The 17,177-nt window shown below is 66.9% G+C and carries 13 protein-coding genes and 1 pseudogene; 9 read left to right on the top strand and 5 right to left on the bottom strand.

The window, feature by feature from the left end; genetic code table 11:
• Nucleotides 1–43: 43 nt before the first annotated feature.
• Together otsB and kstR are read right to left on the bottom strand one after the other, a co-directional pair.
• The gene (otsB, locus tag ABZS43_RS05475) at nt 44–2,614 is read right to left on the bottom strand and encodes a trehalose-phosphatase (RefSeq protein WP_355034591.1); all 2,571 of its coding nucleotides are present in this window, start codon (nt 2,612–2,614) and stop codon (nt 44–46) included.
• A gap of 393 nt (nt 2,615–3,007) precedes the next feature.
• Nucleotides 3,008–3,739, bottom strand: coding sequence for a cholesterol catabolism transcriptional regulator KstR (kstR, locus tag ABZS43_RS05470; protein ID WP_355034590.1), 732 nt, complete (start codon nt 3,737–3,739; stop codon nt 3,008–3,010).
• A gap of 147 nt (nt 3,740–3,886) precedes the next feature.
• Between kstR and ABZS43_RS05465 the strand changes: the two genes are divergently transcribed.
• The 6 genes from ABZS43_RS05465 (at nt 3,887) to ABZS43_RS05440 (ending at nt 10,904) form a co-directional block, all read left to right on the top strand.
• Nucleotides 3,887–6,067: an acyl-CoA dehydrogenase gene (locus ABZS43_RS05465; RefSeq protein ID WP_355034589.1), complete on the top strand. Its 2,181-nt coding sequence runs from the start codon at nt 3,887–3,889 to the stop codon at nt 6,065–6,067.
• A gap of 26 nt (nt 6,068–6,093) precedes the next feature.
• A complete protein-coding gene (locus tag ABZS43_RS05460) occupies nt 6,094–7,158 on the top strand; it encodes an acyl-CoA dehydrogenase family protein (protein ID WP_355034588.1) in 1,065 nt (354 codons plus the stop codon).
• On the top strand, nt 7,143–8,312 hold the full coding sequence (locus ABZS43_RS05455) for an acyl-CoA dehydrogenase family protein (RefSeq protein WP_355034587.1): 1,170 nt from the start codon (nt 7,143–7,145) through the stop codon (nt 8,310–8,312). The genes ABZS43_RS05460 and ABZS43_RS05455 overlap by 16 nt, the downstream gene beginning before the upstream one ends.
• 67 nt (nt 8,313–8,379) lie before the next feature.
• Nucleotides 8,380–9,264 carry an OB-fold domain-containing protein gene (locus tag ABZS43_RS05450; RefSeq protein ID WP_355034695.1) on the top strand — a complete coding sequence of 295 codons (885 nt, stop codon included), beginning with the start codon at nt 8,380–8,382 and terminating at the stop codon, nt 9,262–9,264.
• Complete coding sequence (locus ABZS43_RS05445) at nt 9,261–9,683, top strand: MaoC family dehydratase (protein ID WP_355034586.1); 423 nt, start codon at nt 9,261–9,263, stop codon at nt 9,681–9,683. The genes ABZS43_RS05450 and ABZS43_RS05445 overlap by 4 nt, the downstream gene beginning before the upstream one ends.
• 39 nt (nt 9,684–9,722) lie before the next feature.
• Nucleotides 9,723–10,904: a lipid-transfer protein gene (locus ABZS43_RS05440; RefSeq protein ID WP_355034585.1), complete on the top strand. Its 1,182-nt coding sequence runs from the start codon at nt 9,723–9,725 to the stop codon at nt 10,902–10,904.
• Nucleotides 10,905–11,173: 269 nt separating this feature from the next.
• On the opposite strand, the pseudogene ABZS43_RS05435 reads toward ABZS43_RS05440, so the two are convergent.
• Together ABZS43_RS05435 and ABZS43_RS05430 are read right to left on the bottom strand one after the other, a co-directional pair.
• A pseudogene (locus ABZS43_RS05435) lies at nt 11,174–11,569 on the bottom strand (sigma factor); the annotation flags it as partial.
• Nucleotides 11,570–11,618: 49 nt separating this feature from the next.
• Nucleotides 11,619–12,041 (bottom strand): YciI family protein, encoded by a 423-nt coding sequence (locus ABZS43_RS05430; protein ID WP_355034584.1) that lies wholly within the window; start codon nt 12,039–12,041, stop codon nt 11,619–11,621.
• A gap of 172 nt (nt 12,042–12,213) precedes the next feature.
• Between ABZS43_RS05430 and ABZS43_RS05425 the strand changes: the two genes are divergently transcribed.
• Nucleotides 12,214–12,660: an NUDIX domain-containing protein gene (locus ABZS43_RS05425; RefSeq protein ID WP_355034583.1), complete on the top strand. Its 447-nt coding sequence runs from the start codon at nt 12,214–12,216 to the stop codon at nt 12,658–12,660.
• Nucleotides 12,661–12,724: 64 nt separating this feature from the next.
• On the top strand, nt 12,725–15,331 hold the full coding sequence (locus ABZS43_RS05420) for a valine--tRNA ligase (protein ID WP_355034582.1): 2,607 nt from the start codon (nt 12,725–12,727) through the stop codon (nt 15,329–15,331).
• Nucleotides 15,332–15,344: 13 nt separating this feature from the next.
• Here ABZS43_RS05420 and ABZS43_RS05415 read toward each other — a convergent pair whose 3' ends face one another.
• Nucleotides 15,345–16,079, bottom strand: a complete 735-nt coding sequence (locus ABZS43_RS05415) for a TetR family transcriptional regulator (RefSeq protein WP_355034581.1) — start codon at nt 16,077–16,079, stop codon at nt 15,345–15,347.
• A 64-nt stretch (nt 16,080–16,143) separates the two neighbouring features.
• Here ABZS43_RS05415 and zapE point away from each other — a divergent pair, with 64 nt between their 5' ends.
• A complete protein-coding gene (zapE, locus tag ABZS43_RS05410) occupies nt 16,144–17,121 on the top strand; it encodes a cell division protein ZapE (protein WP_355034580.1) in 978 nt (325 codons plus the stop codon).
• Nucleotides 17,122–17,177: the final 56 nt, after the last annotated feature.

Raw genomic sequence — 17,177 nt, 5'->3', positions numbered from 1 at the left:
GATGACAAGGTGACCGGACGCGGCGTTCGATGACGGATTCGGATCAGACGAGCGCCTCGGCGGGTTGGCCGAGAAGTTGCGCGCAACGCAGCAGGCCGAGGTGGCTGTATGCCTGGGGATGGTTACCGAGCGACCGTTCGGCGACCGGGTCGTACTCCTCGCTGAGCAGTCCGGTCGGTCCCGCGACATCCACCAGCTGGGCGAACAGCGCCTCGGCGTCCGAGCGCCTGCCGATCAGCAGATACGCCTCCACCAGCCAGGCCGCGCACAGATGGAATCCGCCCTCGCCGCCTGGCAGGCCGTCGTCGTGGTGGTACCGGTAGACCGTCGAACCACTGCGCAGCTCGGCCTCGGTGGCGACGACGGTCGCGGCGAAACGCGGATCGGACGGATCGATCAGTCCGCTCAGCCCGATATGCAGGGTGGCCGCGTCCAGGTCGGTGCCGTCGTAGGCGGCGGTGTAGGACTGCACCTCGTCGTTCCAGCCCTTGGTCTTGACCTCGTCGGCGATGGTGTCGCGAAGCACCACCCAGGCCGGATCGATCTCGCGATCGAATTTCTGCGCCAGCGTGAGCGCGCGGTCGACCGTGAGCCAGCCCATCACCTTCGAGTACACGTGATGACGCGGGTTCCCGCGGATCTCCCAGATGCCGTGGTCGGGCTCGGTCCAGCGCCGCTGGACCGCGGAAACCATGGCGCGCACCAGTTCCCAGTCGGCGTCGGGCAATACCTGCGCCGCTTCGGTGACGCCCTTGTGCTCGCGGGCGTGGGCCAGCGAGGCGATGAGATCGACGATCGGACCGAAGACGTCGAGCTGCACCTGCATATTCGCGGCGTTGCCGACGCGCACCGGCCGCGAACCCGCGTAACCGGGCAGCTGATCGATGACGGCCTCGGGGGGCAGCGTCTCGCCGTACAGCGTGTACAGCGGGTGCAGCCGCTCCGGACCGGGCAGCGTTTCCAGCACCTGGTGCACCCAGCCGAGGAAGGCGTCGGCCTCGGCGAGCGATCCGAGCGAAACCAGCGCCTGCGCGGTGAGCGAGGCGTCACGCAGCCAGCAGTAGCGGTAATCCCAGTTGCGCACGCCGCCGATGTCCTCGGGCAGCGAGGTGGTCGCCGCGGCCAGGATCGATCCGGATGGCTGGTGCACGAGACCCCGCAGGGTCAGCGCTGAACGCTTCATGAGATCGGGCTTGAGCGAAGGCAATTCGAGTCCGGCGGCCCAGGATGCCCAGTAGCTCTCCGCTTCTCGGCGACGTTCCAGTTCACTATTCGTGGCTGGCGCGAGATCCTCTGTGCCGCAGCGCAATTCCAGTACGATCGAACCCTTCGACGGATCGACGACGGCACGCGCGACCGCGTGGGTGCCGTCGGTCTCGATCTCCCATTCGACGCCGGGGGAGCGCAGCACCATCGGATCGTTGGTGCCGAGCACCCGCAGTCCGGTCTGTTCGCGCTCGATGGTCACCGGCACCTGGCCGAATTCCGGCCGGGGCGCGAAGGTGACGACGGCCTTGGCGTCGCCGCTGATGACCCTGGTCAGGTCGGTTCGGTTCGAGGCCACGTCATGCGGCAGGTAGTCGATGACCCCCAAACTCGCCCAACGGGTTTCGACGGTCATGGTGCCGTCGACATAGCGCTGGGACAGCGGCAGGCCCGGCCGCTCCGGCGCGATGGTGAAATGCCCGGCCTGTGGACCGCCGAGCAGATGCGCGAAGACCGCGGCCGAATCGGGTTCGGGATGGCAGAACCAGGTGACCGTCGCGTCGGGGGTGAGCAGCGCCACCGAACGCGGGCTCGACAGCATGGTCAGCCGTTCGATGCGGGGCGCGCTCGCGCCCGCCAGCCAGGTGCGCCGTTCTTCCAGCAGGTAGGCCAGCGCCCACGACACCGCTTCGGTGCTGTCCACCCGGAATTTCGCGAGGCTGTCACCCGCGCCGACCTTGATGCCGAGATCGGGGCCGGAAAGTACACGGAACGCCTTTTCGTCGGTGACGTCGTCGCCGAAGAACACCGCAGCGGTCGCACCCTCCTGATGCCGGATGGTGTCGAGCGCGGTGCCCTTATCGGTCGGGATGACCGCCAGTTCGATGACCGCCTTACCCTCGGTCACCTGGACACCGACCCAGCAGGCCGGACCCTGGCGGGCGGATTTCACCGCGCGTAGTCCGATCTCGGGACTGGCGTTGCGCACATGCAGCGCGATGCTGGCCGGTTTGATCTCCACCGCGACGCCGGGATTCGCCTCGGCGATCTGCGTCAGCGCGGTCTGCACCTCCTGCAGAAGGTGTTTGGCGTCGTTATCGATCGCGTGTACGAAGCCGACGTCGAATTCGGAGCCGTGGCTACCGATCAGTTGTACTTCCACCGGGAGACGGGAAAGTGCGGCGAGATCCCGCAACGCGCGGCCGGAGATCACGGCGGCGGTGGTTCCGGTGAGACCGGCGAGGGCGCGTAACGCGCTCACCGATTCCCGGTGGGGATACGCCTTGGTCGGGTCGGACACGATGGGCGCTAATGTCCCATCGTAATCCGATGCGACCAAGAGCCGTGGCTCGCGCGCGACCGTCGACAATGCACGGCGAAGTTCCTTTGGCAGATCCTGTGCGCTCACGCATCCAACCTAGTGATCGGAGGAGTTTTATTTCTGGGCGGGCAGAACAATACTGTGTTGAATTCATCGCACCGCAGCGCGCCGGTTCGCGTGCGCACGAATACGCTCGCCCGAACCGGGTTCGCCCAGTTAACATGCAGGTAACCGGCCGGTAACCTTTCGGCGCACCGGAGCTCCTCGTGTCGCGAGACGATCACAGGTGTGCTCGCCGAGGCGCGGTGACGCCTCGGCTCAGGTGCCGGGGGTGAGTCGCTTTGCCGTACATCAAGGTTCGGTGCCGGTTCGGCGACCGCGGGCAAGCGCGGCATATATACAACGGTAGCCCGGTCGGCGCGCGGATGTGCGTCGGCCGGGCTACCTGATCGGCGATGATGTGCCCGCGAAAGCCTTCAGCTATTTCAGGGCGCTGTCGCCGAGGAGCAGATCCACGGTCAGTTCCAGGCGGTCGGTCACGTCCGTGGCCGATGCGCGGCGAGTGAGCCATGCCACCAGGTTCGAAAGCCACACGTCGCTTATCACCCGTGCGATCGCGAGTTGCCGTTCGGTGGGTTCACCGTCGTTCATGGCGCGGGCGAAGACCCGGTCCATCACTTTGCCGACTCGATCGACTTCGGCCGCGGCGGAGGCGTCGGCGAACATGAAGGCTCTGGTCATGGCTTCGGTGAGCAGCGGATCGCGCTGCATCATCCGGGTGATCTGGGTGAGCAGCAGGTGCATGCGTTCGCGCGGCGTCTGCCCGGCAAGCGGTTTGCGTTTGCCCTCGATCTGCTCGAATTCCCGCGACAGCGCCGAAACCAGCAGATGCACTTTGGAAGGGAAATAGCGGTAGAGGGTGCCGACGGCGACATCCGCGCGTTCGGCCACCGCGCGCATCTGCACCGCGTCGTAACCGCCTTTGGAGGCCAGCGCAAGCGTCGCGTCCAGAATTCGCTTGCGTCGTTCCCGCTGCGAGGCCGAACTCAGTTCGTCCTCGCTCAGCGTGGTGACCGTCGCGGTTGGCCGGGCGTTATTCGACCCGCGCCGCTCCTTGGTGGTTCCGCTCTCGCGCCGTGTTACCGCCTCCGCGCCGTTCGCGGGCGCCGAAGGGCTCGAATCGGCGGGCTGCGATCGGGATGGACTTGGCATGTGGTGAGAGTCCTTTCCTGGCGTCGTCTCGTCGGCTGGCATGCGCGGCGTTGCCGGGTGGGGAAGTCCCTCTCTTGACTTCCGCCCAGCCTTGATATTAGAACATGTTCTAGGTGTGGGCGTCACGCCGGAAAGGCGGTACGGAGTGTGACCATCGCCACCACTGACGAGCATAAAGCCGTCCAGGAGTCGATGCGCGGATGGGCCGGATCGGTGCGGCCGATTGCAACAATGCGGGCCGCTACCAGCGCGGGAGACCCCACGCGGGCCGATCGGGACGGAAAACCGTTCTGGCACGCGTACTGGCGCGCACTGGCCGATCTCGGGATCTTCCGCGTCGCCGTCGCCGAGGACGCTGGCGGCGCGGGCGGCTCGGTTTCCGACCTCGCGGTGCTGGTCGAGCAGGCCGCGCACGATCTGGTCGGCGGACCCGTGCTGTCCACGGCGGTAGCGAATCTGATCACCGCGGGCGCGATCGACGAGGATATGCCCTGCGGTATCGCGCTCGACTTCATTGTCGAATCGGGGGTCAGCGTACCGGCCGCAAGCGAGAACGTGTTGCTCGCGGGTGTCTGGGAGTTGGTGCTCGGCGCGGCCGAGGGCACATCGGTGCTGCTGTCGATCCGCACTCCGGACGGTCCGCGCTATGCGCTGATCGCCCCGGACGCGCCCGGTCTGCGCATCGAGGAACTGCCTTCGGCCGACCCGAGTACGCCACTGGCGCGCGTGCACTGCGACGGTGTCACGGTTCCCGCGTCGCGTATCTTCGCCGCGCCGCACGCCGCCGAAGACCTCCTCGTGGTCCTCGTCGCCGCGGAATTGTCGGGGCTGGCGGGCTGGTGCCTGGAGACGGCCGTCGAATACGCGAAGGTCCGTGAGCAATTCGGCCGCAAAATCGGCTCGTTCCAGGCGGTCAAACATATCTGCGCGTGGATGCTGTGCCGCACCGAACTGATCCGCGCGGTCGCCGCCGACGCCGCGGCGGCCGTCGACGAGGGCGGCGCGGAACTTCCGATCGCCGCCGCCATCGCCGCGGCGGTGGCGCTCGACGCCGCGGTGGAGACCGCCAAGGACTGTATCCAGGTACTCGGCGGCATCGGCTTCACCTGGGAGCACGACGCGCACTTCTACCTGCGCCGGGCGACGGCGCTGCGCCAGTTGCTCGGCGGAGCCGACCGATGGCGGGCCAGGGTGACCGAGCTGACCAGGGCGGGGCAGCGCCGCACCACGGGAGCCGACCGGGTATTCGCCGCCGACGGTGTCGAGGTCGACGGGGCGGGGGATCTGGCCGCCGAAGTCGCCGCCATCGCCGCGCTGCCCTCCGACGAGCGCGCCTGCGCCCTCGTCGACGCCGGTCTCACCATGCCGCACTGGCCGCCCCCCTACGGGCGTGGCGCGAATCCGATGACCGCACTGGTGATTTCGGAAGAACTGCGCCGCCAGGGTTTGCAGGTCCCCAACCTCGCCATCGGCGGCTGGGCCGTGCCGACCCTGCTCCAGCACGGCACCGAGGAGCAGATCGACCGCTTCGTCTGGCCGACCCTGCGCGAAGAGGTGGTCTGGTGCCAGCTGTTCAGCGAGCCGGGCGCCGGATCGGATCTGGCCGCATTGCGCACCACCGCCAAGAAGGTGGACGGCGGCTGGGTGCTCAACGGCCAGAAGGTGTGGACGTCGTTGGGCGACCGGGCCAACTGGGGTCTCTGCCTGGCCCGCACCGACCCCGCCGCGCCGAAACATCGCGGGATCAGCTATTTCCTGGTTGATATGCGCAGCGCCGGGCTCGATGTGCGCCCGTTGGTGCAGATCACCGGTGAAGCCCGCTTCAGCGAGGTCTTCCTCGATGACGTATTCGTCCCCGACGACGGCCTGGTCGGCGAGGTGAACAACGGCTGGAAGATCTCCAGGTCGACCCTGTCCGCGGAGCGGGTCGCGATGGGCGGCAACGGCATCGGTCCGGCGCTGGAGGAGTTGATCGCGAAACTGCCCGCATCGGGACCCGGTGCGGAACTGATCGCCGACCGCCTCGGCGCACTCATCGCCCAGGCCATTTCCGGGCTGCTGATCGAACAGCGCGCGGTGATCGAGATGTTGTCCGGCGGCGACCCGACCGCGCTCAGCAGTGTGCGCAAACTGGTGGGTGTGCGCCACCGGCAGGACGTGGCGGAATTCGCCGCGACCACCGCGGGCCCGGCCGGGGCGCAGGAGTCGGACGTCGTCAAGGAATTCCTGCTCACTCGCTGTCTGTCGATCGCGGGTGGCACCGAACAGATCCTGCTCACCGTGGCCGGTGAACGGGTTCTCGGCCTGCCTCGCGACGCGAGCGGTTAGTCGACGAGGGAACTGGGAGATACAGCGTGGACTTCACCAGGGACGAGGGCCAGGACGCCGTGGCCGAGGTCGTCGTCAGCGTGCTCGAGCGTGAGCCGGCGCGCGATTTCGAGCTGTGGCCGATTCTGGTCGACAGCGGTCTGCTGTCGGTGGCCCTGCCGGAACGTTTCGGCGGCGACGGCATGGGCCTGCCCGAGATCTCGGTCATGTTGACCGAATTGGCCACCGACGCGGTGGCCGTACCCGCCCTGCCGACAGTCGGTCTCGCATTGCCGCCACTGGTGGCCTGGCTGCCGGACAGCGTCGCCGAGCAGGTGTTTCCCGAGGTCGCCGCGGGCGCGATCCTCACCGTGGCACTGAGCGAGCCCGGAGCTCCTTTCGTCGCCGAACCCGCGACCACCGCGGTCGTCGACGGTGACGCGGTGCGCGTCACCGGATACAAGATCTCGGTGCCCTATGCCGAGCAGGCCCGCTGGCTGGTGATTCCGACCGATGCCGGACTCGCCCTCGTCGACGCGGGCGCCGAGGGACTGACCATCACGCCGACACCCACCTCCGGCGGTATGCCGGAGGCCGGGGTGCGGCTGGACGGGGTGCGGATACCGGCGCGGCAGTTGCTGCCGGTCGGGCTCGCCGAATTGCACCGCATCGCCGTCGCCTCCATCGGTGCTGTCGCCGACGGATTGCTGAAGGGGGCGCTCGTCCTCACCGCCGAACATCTGCGGACCCGTCGCCAGTTCAACCGGCCGCTGGCCGAATTCCAGGCGGTGGCCCAGCAGATCGCCGATCTGTACGTCGTCTCGCGCACCCTGCACGCCGCCGCGGTGTCGGCGAACTGGGCGTTGTCCCAGGATGACGCCACGCCGGAGCATCAGGAGCGGATCGACGACGATCTGGACGTGCTGGCCTATACCGTTGCCTCCGAATTGCCCGCCGCCATGCAGAAATGTCATCACCTGCACGGCGGTATCGGCGTCGACGTGACGCATCCGATGCACCGCTATTTCTCACAGGCCAAGGACATCGCCCGCTGGCTCGGCGGCGCGTCGTTCCGACTCGACCGATTGGGGGCCAGATGTTCATCGACCTGACCACCGAGCAACGCGCGCTGCGCGCGGAACTGCGTTCGTATTTCGCCGATCTCGTCACTCCGGAAGAGGAGGCCGAGATGCAGGTCAACCGGCACGGCGACGCCTATCGCGCCGTGGTGCGCCGCATGGGGGCCGACGGCAGGCTCGGCGTCGGCTGGCCCAAGGAGTACGGCGGCCAGGGTTTCGGCGCGGTCGAACAGCAGATCTTCTACAACGAGGCGGTGCGCGCCGATGTGCCGTTGCCCCTGGTCACGCTGCTGACCGTCGGCCCGACCCTGCAGACCTACGGCACCGACGAGCAGAAGCGGAAATTCCTGCCGGGAATCCTGTCCGGTGACATCCATTTCGCGATCGGCTACTCCGAACCCGAGGCGGGCACCGACCTGGCGGCCCTGCGCACCAGCGCGGTGCGCGACGACTCCGGCGACTGGATCGTCAACGGACAGAAGATCTTCACCACGGGTGCGCACGAGGCCGATTTCATCTGGCTGGCCTGCCGCACCGGAACGGTGGAATCCCGCCATCGCGGTATCACGATCCTGATCGTCGACACCACCGATCCCGGCTACTCGTGGACCCCGATCATCACCTGCGACGGCGCGCACCACACCAATGCCACCTATTTCGACAGTGTCCGAGTTCCCGCGAATATGCTTGTCGGACAAGAGAACCGGGGATGGCAGCTGATCACCACCCAGCTCAACCACGAGCGGGTCGGACTCGGCCCTTCCGGCAAGATCGAACAGATCTACGACCGCGTGCGCAATTGGGCCGCGCCGCGCGGTGTGCTCGGCAAACCGGATGTCCAGCGTTCGCTGGGCCGGATGCACGCCATGGTCCGGCTCAACGAACTGCTGAACTGGCAGGTCGCGGCCACCGCAGACAGTAAGTCCGACGACCCCATGGGTGTCATCGCCGACGCCTCGGCCACCAAGGTCTACTCCACCGAATCGTTGCAGGAAGCGGGCAGGCTCGCCGAGGAGATCGTCGGCGGCTACGGCGATCCGGCCGATCCGGATACCGCGGCATTGCTGACCTGGCTGGACCGTCGCACCAAACAGAACCTGGTCGTGACCTTCGGCGGGGGCGTCAACGAGGTGATGCGCGAACTCGTCGCCTCCGCCGGGCTGAAACTGCCGCGTGTACCCCGATAGAGAGAAGGAGACTCGCGTGCCGGACACGACAGCACCGGAAGAGATCACCGCCGCCGCCGAGGCGATCATGGCGGCGGGCGAATGCGCCCCGCGCCTGGCCCGCGATCCGGTGAATCAGCCGATGATCAACAACTGGGTGGAGGCCATCGGCGACACCAACCCCATCTACGTCGACGAGCAGGCCGCCCGCGACGCCGGACATCCAGGCATCGTCGCACCGCCCGCCATGGCCCAGGTGTGGACCATGTTCGGGCTCAACGGAGTTCGCCCCGCCGATGATCCGATGGGCGCGGCGACCGCGCTGCTCGATGACGCCGGATTCACCTCGGTGGTCGGCACCAATTGCGAGCAGATCTATCACCGGTACCTGGTGCCGGGGGAGCAGGTGACGGTCACCAGCCAGCTGGACAGCATCGTCGGACCCAAGCGGACCGGACTCGGCGACGGATGGTTCCTGACCTTCCGGACGAAGTGGTACGTCGGCGACGAGACCGTCACCGAAATGCTCTTCCGCATACTGAAATTCGCACCTGGCACCGCGAAACCGCGACAACCCGCGGGTGAGCGGGTCAAGCCGCTGGTCTCCTTGGACACCGAATTCTTCTGGGAGGGCGCGAAAGCGGGTGAGTTGCGGATACAGCGACTGCCCGACGGCTCGCTGCGTCATCCGCCGATTCCCGCGCTGTGGAAGGACAAATCCGAGTCGACCGATTACCTGGTCGCCTCGGGGCGGGGCACCGTCTTCAGTTACGTCGTGCATCACGCGCCGAAGGTGCCCGGCCGCGGACTGCCGTTCGTCGTCGCGCTGGTCGAACTGGAGGAAGGGGTGCGGATGCTGGGTGAATTGCGGGGCATCGACCCGGCCGAGGTCAAGATCGGCCTGCCGGTGCGGGTGGATTTCGAGGCGCTGGACGACGATGCCACGCTGCCGTTCTGGAAGGTGAACGAGTGATAGAGGTCTGCGAACCGGATATCCACGTCGGCGCGGTGCTGCCGGAGTTGGTGATCCACGCCGATCCCACCTTCGTGATCAGCACGGCCCTGGCGACGCGGGATTTCCAGGATGTGCACCACGACCGCGACAAGGCGGTCGCGCGCGGATCCAAGGACATTTTCGTCAACATCCTCACCGATACCGGACTGGTACAGCGCTTCGTCACCGATTGGGCCGGTCCGCGCGCGATCGTGAAATCCATCGCGCTGCGCCTCGGGGTGCCGCTGTACGCCGGTGACACGCTGACCATGGCGGGCACCGTGACCGCGCTCGACGGCGAGGATATCCATATCGAGGTCATCGGGCGCGACAGCCTCGGCGACCACATCACGGCGAAAGCCGTCATCGCGTTCCTCGGAGGTCAGGGTGAGAAATAATCGCGGAACCTCGCGCGGTGGCCGATCGGAGTGGTCGGCGTGAGTGGGCACAACCCCCTGTCGGGGCGCGCGGCTGTCGTCGGTATCGGCGCCACCGATTTCTCCAAGGATTCCGGCCGCAGCGAATTGCGCCTGGCCGCCGAGGCGGTCACCGCGGCGCTGGCCGACGCGGGACTCACCCCCGCCGATGTCGACGGCCTGACCACCTTCACGATGGATACCAATACCCAGGCCGCGGTCGCCCGCGCCGTCGGTATCCCGCGGCTGAAGTTCTTCTCCCACATCGGATACGGCGGCGGCGCGGCCTGCGCCACCGTGCAGCAGGCGGCGATGGCGGTAGCGACCGGAGTCGCCGACGTCGTCGTGGCCTACCGCGCCTTCAATGAGCGTTCGGTATCCCGTTTCGGGCAGTTCTCCACCGCGCTCGCCGCCGCGCCCACCTCCTCGGGGATCGACGCGGGCTGGTCCTATCCGCACGGCCTCGGCACCCCGGCCGCGCAGGTCGCCATGGTCGCGCGACGCTACATGCACGTCTACGGCGCGACCAGCGAGGATTTCGGGCGCATCGCGGTCGCCGATCGCAAACACGCGGCGGTGAATCCGGACGCCTTCTTCTACGGCAAACCGATCACGCTGGAAGACCACCAGAACTCCCGCTGGATCGCCGAGCCGCTGCATCTGCTCGACTGCTGCCAGGAGTCCGACGGCGGCGTCGCCATCGTCGTGACCAGCGTGGAGCGGGCCGAGGATCTGCCGCAGCGTCCCGCTGTCATCGCCGCCGCCGCACAGGGCAGTGGCGCCGACCAGTACGTCATGACCAGCTACTACCGCGACGCCCTCACCGGCCTGCCGGAAATGGGCCTGGTCGGTGACCAACTCTGGTCCCAGAGCGGGCTGCGACCCGATGACATGCAGGCCGCCATCCTCTACGACCACTTCACCCCGTTCGTCCTCATGCAACTCGAGGAGCTGGGTTTCTGCGGTCGCGGCGAGGCCAAGGATTTCATCGCCGACGGCGCCATCGAACTCGGCGGCAGACTCCCGTTGAACACCCACGGCGGACAACTCGGCGAGGCGTATATCCACGGCATGAACGGCATCGCCGAAGCGGTTCGCCAGATTCGCGGCACCTCGGTGAACCAGGTGGATTCGGTGCGCAATGTGCTGGTCACCGCTGGCACCGGCGTGCCGACCTCGGGCCTGGTGCTCAGCGCAGGCTGAGCGGGCCGGTCACTGCGCGTCGGAGAGGAGCAACGTGACGTGATCCGCTCCCCACAACGGACGCGGCTGGCGAAAATGGCGCTGGTGCAAGGTCGCTAGCGCCGTAGTGCGGTACCTGTCCGCGTCTGGATCGGCTGATGTGAGGCTGGGCGGCGATCAGGACATCACGGCGATCGCCGCCGCCTCGAATTCGGCGCGCGCCTCGTCGCGGCGGCCCAGGCGGGCGAGCAGGAGTCGGGGGCGCATCCAGGTATCGCCGCGACTGGCCGCGCTACCTGCGCTTCTCGCGCGAGCACCGGATGGCAGGCGATGAAGACCAGGCCAAGCACATCGTCATCGATGCGGTCGGGGTCCCACGGCGGATCGGCGTCCGGCCCGCGCACGTCCTCGATCGCGAGTTGCCTGGCGACCTCGGCCAGTCGCTGGGCATAGCGTTCATCGCGCCGCCACCGGTCGACGGCCTTGCGCTTGGCGACCGTCGTCAGCCACGCCCCCGGATTCTTCGGAATCCCGGTCTGCGGCCACTGCGCGAGCGCGTCGACAAGGGCTTCCTGCGCGAGATCCTCGGCGACACCGAAATCGCCGACCGTCCTGGTCATTGTCGCGATGATCCTTGCCGATTCGATGCGCCAGACGGCCGCGACGGAGCGCCGTACCGAATCCATCCGGTCGCGCTGCGCCGCGGCGTCGTTCATGGCACAGATCCCCGATGTCCTAGGAGTTGCGCGCGTCGAGTTGTTCGCGCCACCCGGCTTCCTTCTGGATCCATTCGTTGTCCTGCGGGAAGTCCTCGGGCCCGGTGACCCGGCGCACCTCGATCTTGGAGCCCGGTCCCAGCGGCACGCGCCTGGCCCATTCGGCCGCTTCTTCCTTGGACGCCACCTCGAGGATCCAGAAGCCGCCGAACAGTTCGGTGGTCTCGCCATAGGGGCCGTCGGTGACGAGCGGCGGATCGGCGGCGAAATCGACGACGAAACCTTCCTCCGGCCCGGACAGTCCCTCTCCGGCCAGGAGAACACCGGCCTTCATCAGTTCCTCGTTGTACTTGCCCATGGCCTCGATGATCTGCTCGAACGGGATGTCCTTCGCCGCTTCGAGCGCCTCGTCGGTCGAGCGCAAGATCAGCATGTATTTCATCGTTTCGCTCCTTCGTCGTGGGCCGTTTCTCGACCCTCTCACCCATCACGTCGAAGGAGAAGGACCGATATCGACACCCGTCGGAGTCTTTTCGAATTCGTCGCACGCGGGGACGGGGCCGTGGGCGCGGCGTACGTTGAATCGGCACCGCCGCGCCGCCCGAAGGAGTTCGATGACCGCTCAGCACCTGGTGGACGTGCACGTCCTCTTCCTGCGTGACGGCGAGATCCTGCTCAGTAAGCGGCGAAGTCCCGACGAATTCGACGGACGCTGGCATCTGCCCGCGGGCAAACTCGAATCCGGGGAGTCCGCGACGGTGGCCGCTGCCCGCGAAGCCATGGAGGAGGTCGGCGTCACCCTCCACCCGGCGGAGCTGCGCCTGATCCACGTCTCGCACGTGGTGGACGCGCACCGGCCAGCCCGACTCGGCCTCTTCTTCGAAATCCGGCGCTGGAGCGGTGATCCGGTCAACCGCGAACCGGATAAATGCTATGAGTTGCGATGGTTCTCGCTCGCGGCCCTGCCCGACGACATCATCGCCTACTCGCTGGAGGGTATCCGCGCGCACAGCACCGGCGCGCCGTACTCCGAACTCGGCTGGGGCGAACGGAGCCGGTGACACCCGGAGTCTCGCGCGGTCATGTCGACCTCGCCGCCGGAGAGCGGCAATATGCTGGGCGACTGTGACCGGAACCGACCGCAGAGACAGTACCGATCCCGTGACCCTGCCGACGACATTCGTACCGGTAGAACTCGAGAACGAGCTGTACGCACGGTGGATGGACCGAGGGTATTTCAAGGCTGACGAGACCAGCGACAAGCCCGCCTACACCGTCGTCATTCCGCCCCCGAACGTCACCGGCCGCCTGCATATGGGCCATGCCTACGAGCACACCCAGATCGACGCGATCACCCGCCGCAAACGCATGCAAGGCTTCGAGACGTTATGGCAGCCGGGTATGGATCACGCGGGTATCGCAACCCAGAACGTGGTCGAACGTGAACTCGCCGGAGCGGGCCTTTCACGTCACGACCTCGGCCGCGAAGCGTTCGAGCAGCGGGTCTGGCAGTGGAAGGACCAGTTTGGTGGCGCGATCTCCGATCAGATGCGTCGGCTCGGTGACGGCGTCGACTGGGATCGTGAACGTTTCACCATGGACGAGGGGCTCTCGCGTGCGGTCCGGACGATCTTCCAACGCCTGTACGACGACGATCTGATCTATCGCGCGGAACGCATCATCAATTGGTGCCCTCGCTGCGCGACGGCGATTTCCGATATCGAGGTCGACCACAGAGAGCTCGACGGCGAACTCGTGTCGCTCCGCTACGGTGACGGCGAGGATTCGATCGTGGTCGCGACCACCCGCGCGGAGACCATGCTCGGCGATACCGCCGTCGCCGTACATCCCGACGACGATCGCTACCGCCACCTGGTCGGTCGCGAGATCACGCTGCCGTTGACCGGTCGTCGTATCCCGGTGGTCGCCGACGACCACGTGGACCCGGAGTTCGGCAGTGGGGCGGTGAAAGTCACCCCGGCCCACGACCCGAACGATTTCGAGATCGGCCAACGCCACTGCCTGCCCTCGATCACGGTGATGGACGAACGAGCCATCATCACCGCGGTCGGCCCATTCCAGGGGTTGGATCGGCTCGAAGCGCGCAGCGCCGTCGTCGCCGCGCTGCGGGCCGACGGACGCATCGTCGCCGAGAAACGTCCCTATGCGCATGCGGTTGGGCACTGCTCACGTTGCGGCACGACGATCGAGCCACGCCTGTCGATGCAGTGGTGGGTCAAGGTCGCCCCGCTGGCGCAGGCCGCGGGCGATGCCGTCCGAGCCGGGCGGGTCGGCATCCATCCGCCCGAGCTGGCAGGCCGCTACTTCGACTGGGTGGACAATCTGCGCGATTGGAACATCTCCCGACAGCTGTGGTGGGGGCATCGCATCCCGATCTGGTATGGCCCCGCAGGCGAAGTGATGTGCCTCGGGCCGGACGAGACCGCACCCGAGGACTGGGTGCGGGACCCCGATGTTCTCGATACGTGGTTCTCCGCGGCGCTATGGCCGTTCTCCACCTTGGGCTGGCCTGAGCAGACCGACAGCCTCGCCAAGTTCTACCCCAACACCGTGTTGTTCACCGGCTACGATCTGCTGTTCTTCTGGATCGCTCGAATGATGATGTTCGGGCTGTATGCCACTGGCCGACCACCATTCCAGACGATCGCGTTACACGGCATGGTCCGTGACAAGCACGGCAAGAAGATGAGCAAGAGCTTCGGCAACGTCATCGATCCGATCGAATGGATGGACGCTTACGGGACCGACGCGTTGCGTTTCGCTCTCGCTCGCGCGGCCAACCCCGGAGCCGACGCGCCGATCGCCGAGGAATCGGTCGGAGCCGCCCGTAATTTCACCACCAAGGTATGGAACGCCACCCGCTTCGCGCTCATCAACGGTGCGACCACCACCGGCCCGCTCCCAGCCCCCGATGCCCTGTCAGCGGTCGACCGGTGGATCCTCTCGCGGCTGAACACCGTTGTGGCCGAAGTGGACACCCTTTTCGACGACTATCAGTTCGCCAAACTGGCCGACGGGCTTTATCACTTCGCGTGGGACGAAGTCTTCAATTGGTACGTCGAACTGTCCAAGGCGATCTATGCCGCAGGCGGTGACACGGCAGACGCGTCCCGCCGCGTGCTCGGACACGTCCTCGACACCCTGCTGAGGCTGCTGCACCCGGTCGTCCCGTTCGTCACCGAGAAATTGTGGACCACCCTCACCGGTCAGGAATCCATCGTGATCGCGGCATGGCCGACCGACACCGGCTACCGCGACCCTGCCGCCGAGGCCGAAATAGCCGAACTGCGATATCTCGTGACCGAGGTCCGCCGGTTCCGCTCCGAACAAGGTGTGCCAGCCAGTCAGCCGGTGCCCGCTGAACTCGAGCTGTCTACCGTCCTGGTCGCACAAGAATCGGCGATCCGGCAGTTGGCGCGGCTCGAACCCGCCGCCGACGGGTTCAGCCCGACCGCGACTTTGCCGATCGGCCTGGCACGAATCAGCCTCGATCTGTCGCAGGCCATCGACGTCGACGCCGAATGCCGCCGCCTGGAGAAGGACCTCGCGGCGGCACGGAAAGAGCTGGAAAGCGCCGCGCGGAAACTGGGCAACGACAGCTTCTTGTCGAAGGCTCCCACCGAGGTCGTCGAAAGGATTCGCAGTCGCAGAGATAAGGCACAGAACGATGCCGATCGGATTCAGCACCGACTCGAGCTACTGCGCCGATAGGTACCGGAGCGCCCTACTCCGTACTCGGCTGGGGCGAGCCGGGTCGGTGAGATCCTTTTGCGGGGTGTGAGCGGACTGCCCGGTCGGGTGTGCACGCCTCGGCGGCGCGGTTCGGTCGGGCGAGGTATGCGACGCCGTGGAGGAATGCCGCCAGCAGCGCGGTCAATTGGGAGACGCTCTCGGCCGTCCCGGGCCGCGTCTGTGCCCTGAGGCCCGCGAAACGGTCGAATACCGCGCCCTCGACCACCGCGACGAAATCGGCGGCCGTCCGGTCCGGATCGGGGCTGCCCATGGATAGGAAGAGGTCTCTGGCACGTTCGACAGAGAAGAGACCGCGGGCCAGTCGATCGTGGGGGTCCGGTTCGCCGAGCAAGTCGACGATCAGCGCGTGCCGTGCGACCAGATGGTTGCGGCGTTCGGTGAGCAGGTGGTCGAGCCAGCGTGCGATGGCGTGGGCGATGGCGTGGGCGATGGTGTCCGGATCGAGGTGAGTATCGCCGTCCGCATCGATGTGGACGATCGCGTCGAGCAGTCCCGCGGCGAGGAAATCCTCGCGGGAGCGGGTGGTGATGCGGTCCGCTATGGCCTCGACCAGCGCCCGTTTGGTGCGGAAGTAGTAGGAGGCGGAACCGGGGGGCAGCTCGAGCGCGGTATCGAGAGCGCGGTGGGTGAGTGCGCGGAGGCCGCGGGTGGCGATCAGGTCGATGGCGGCATCGACGATGCGGACGCGGCGGTCGGTTGTGGACATCCTCACCTTCGATGGCCGGGACGGTCGGCTTTCCTCTACAACTGTAGAGGAAAAGGAGGGTGCCGTGAGAGACGGTGTGGTCGAACTCGATGCCGATCAGCGGCGGGTGGCGGCGCGGCTGCGGGAGCTGCTCGACCGGCGGGGGCGGCCGGTGAAACGTCGTCGGGGGATCTACCTGCACGGAAGACCGGGGCGCGGCAAGACCATGCTCATGGACCGGTTCTTCGCCGGGGTGGCCTCGGATCGTAAGCGGCGCTGGCATTTCCATCGGTTCTTCGCGCAGTTGCACGCGGCGGCGCACGAAACCGGTTCGATCGATGAGGCGGTGCGCCGACTGCTCGGGGACGCCGATCTGGTCTGCTTCGACGAATTCCACGTGCACGATATCGGTGACGCGACGCTCATCGCCCGCATGCTCGACGTGCTGTTCGCTCGTCGCGTCGTCCTCGTCGTGACCTCGAATTATCCGCCCGCGCGGTTACTGCCGAATCCGCTGTTCCACGACAAGTTCGTGCCGACCATCGATCGGATCGTCGCGCATCTCGACGTCATCGCCGTCGACGGTCTCGTGGACTACCGAGCGTCCGGCGGCCGACGTGTGGGTTTCGCCGCCGGGCGCTACCTGGTCACGCGAGTTCCTGCCGGCCCGGTCGATCGAACCGAGTCGCGACAGCCTCCGGATATCGTCGTCGTCGGCGCCCGCCGAATCCACGCCACGGAAGTGACCGCCGACTCGATCGTCCTCGATTTCGCGGCCATCTGCGGCACCCCGACCTCGGCGGCCGACTATATCCGGCTCGCCCACCGCTTCCGGCGATGGACGCTCACCGGAGTGCCACGCCTGCGCGAGGTCGCCCCGGATCGGGTGATGCGGTTGGTGAACCTGGTCGACGTCCTCTACGACGCCGATCTGGAACTGACCATCCACGCCGCCGCGGCCTTGCCCGAGCTCGTGGCGCACGTACGGGACGTCCCCGATATCGGGCGAATCCACAGCAGGCTCAGTGAGATTTCACAACCTGTTCCGATGCCGGCTGGGTAGCGGACCTACACGGGAAAGAATAGTACGTTCGTACCTGATATGCCGGATAAACCCGA

It is taken from the genome of Nocardia sp. NPDC005366, from assembly GCF_040606855.1.
In the GTDB taxonomy this organism is placed as follows: domain Bacteria; phylum Actinomycetota; class Actinomycetes; order Mycobacteriales; family Mycobacteriaceae; genus Nocardia.
This window is presented reverse-complemented; position numbering and strand designations above follow the sequence as displayed.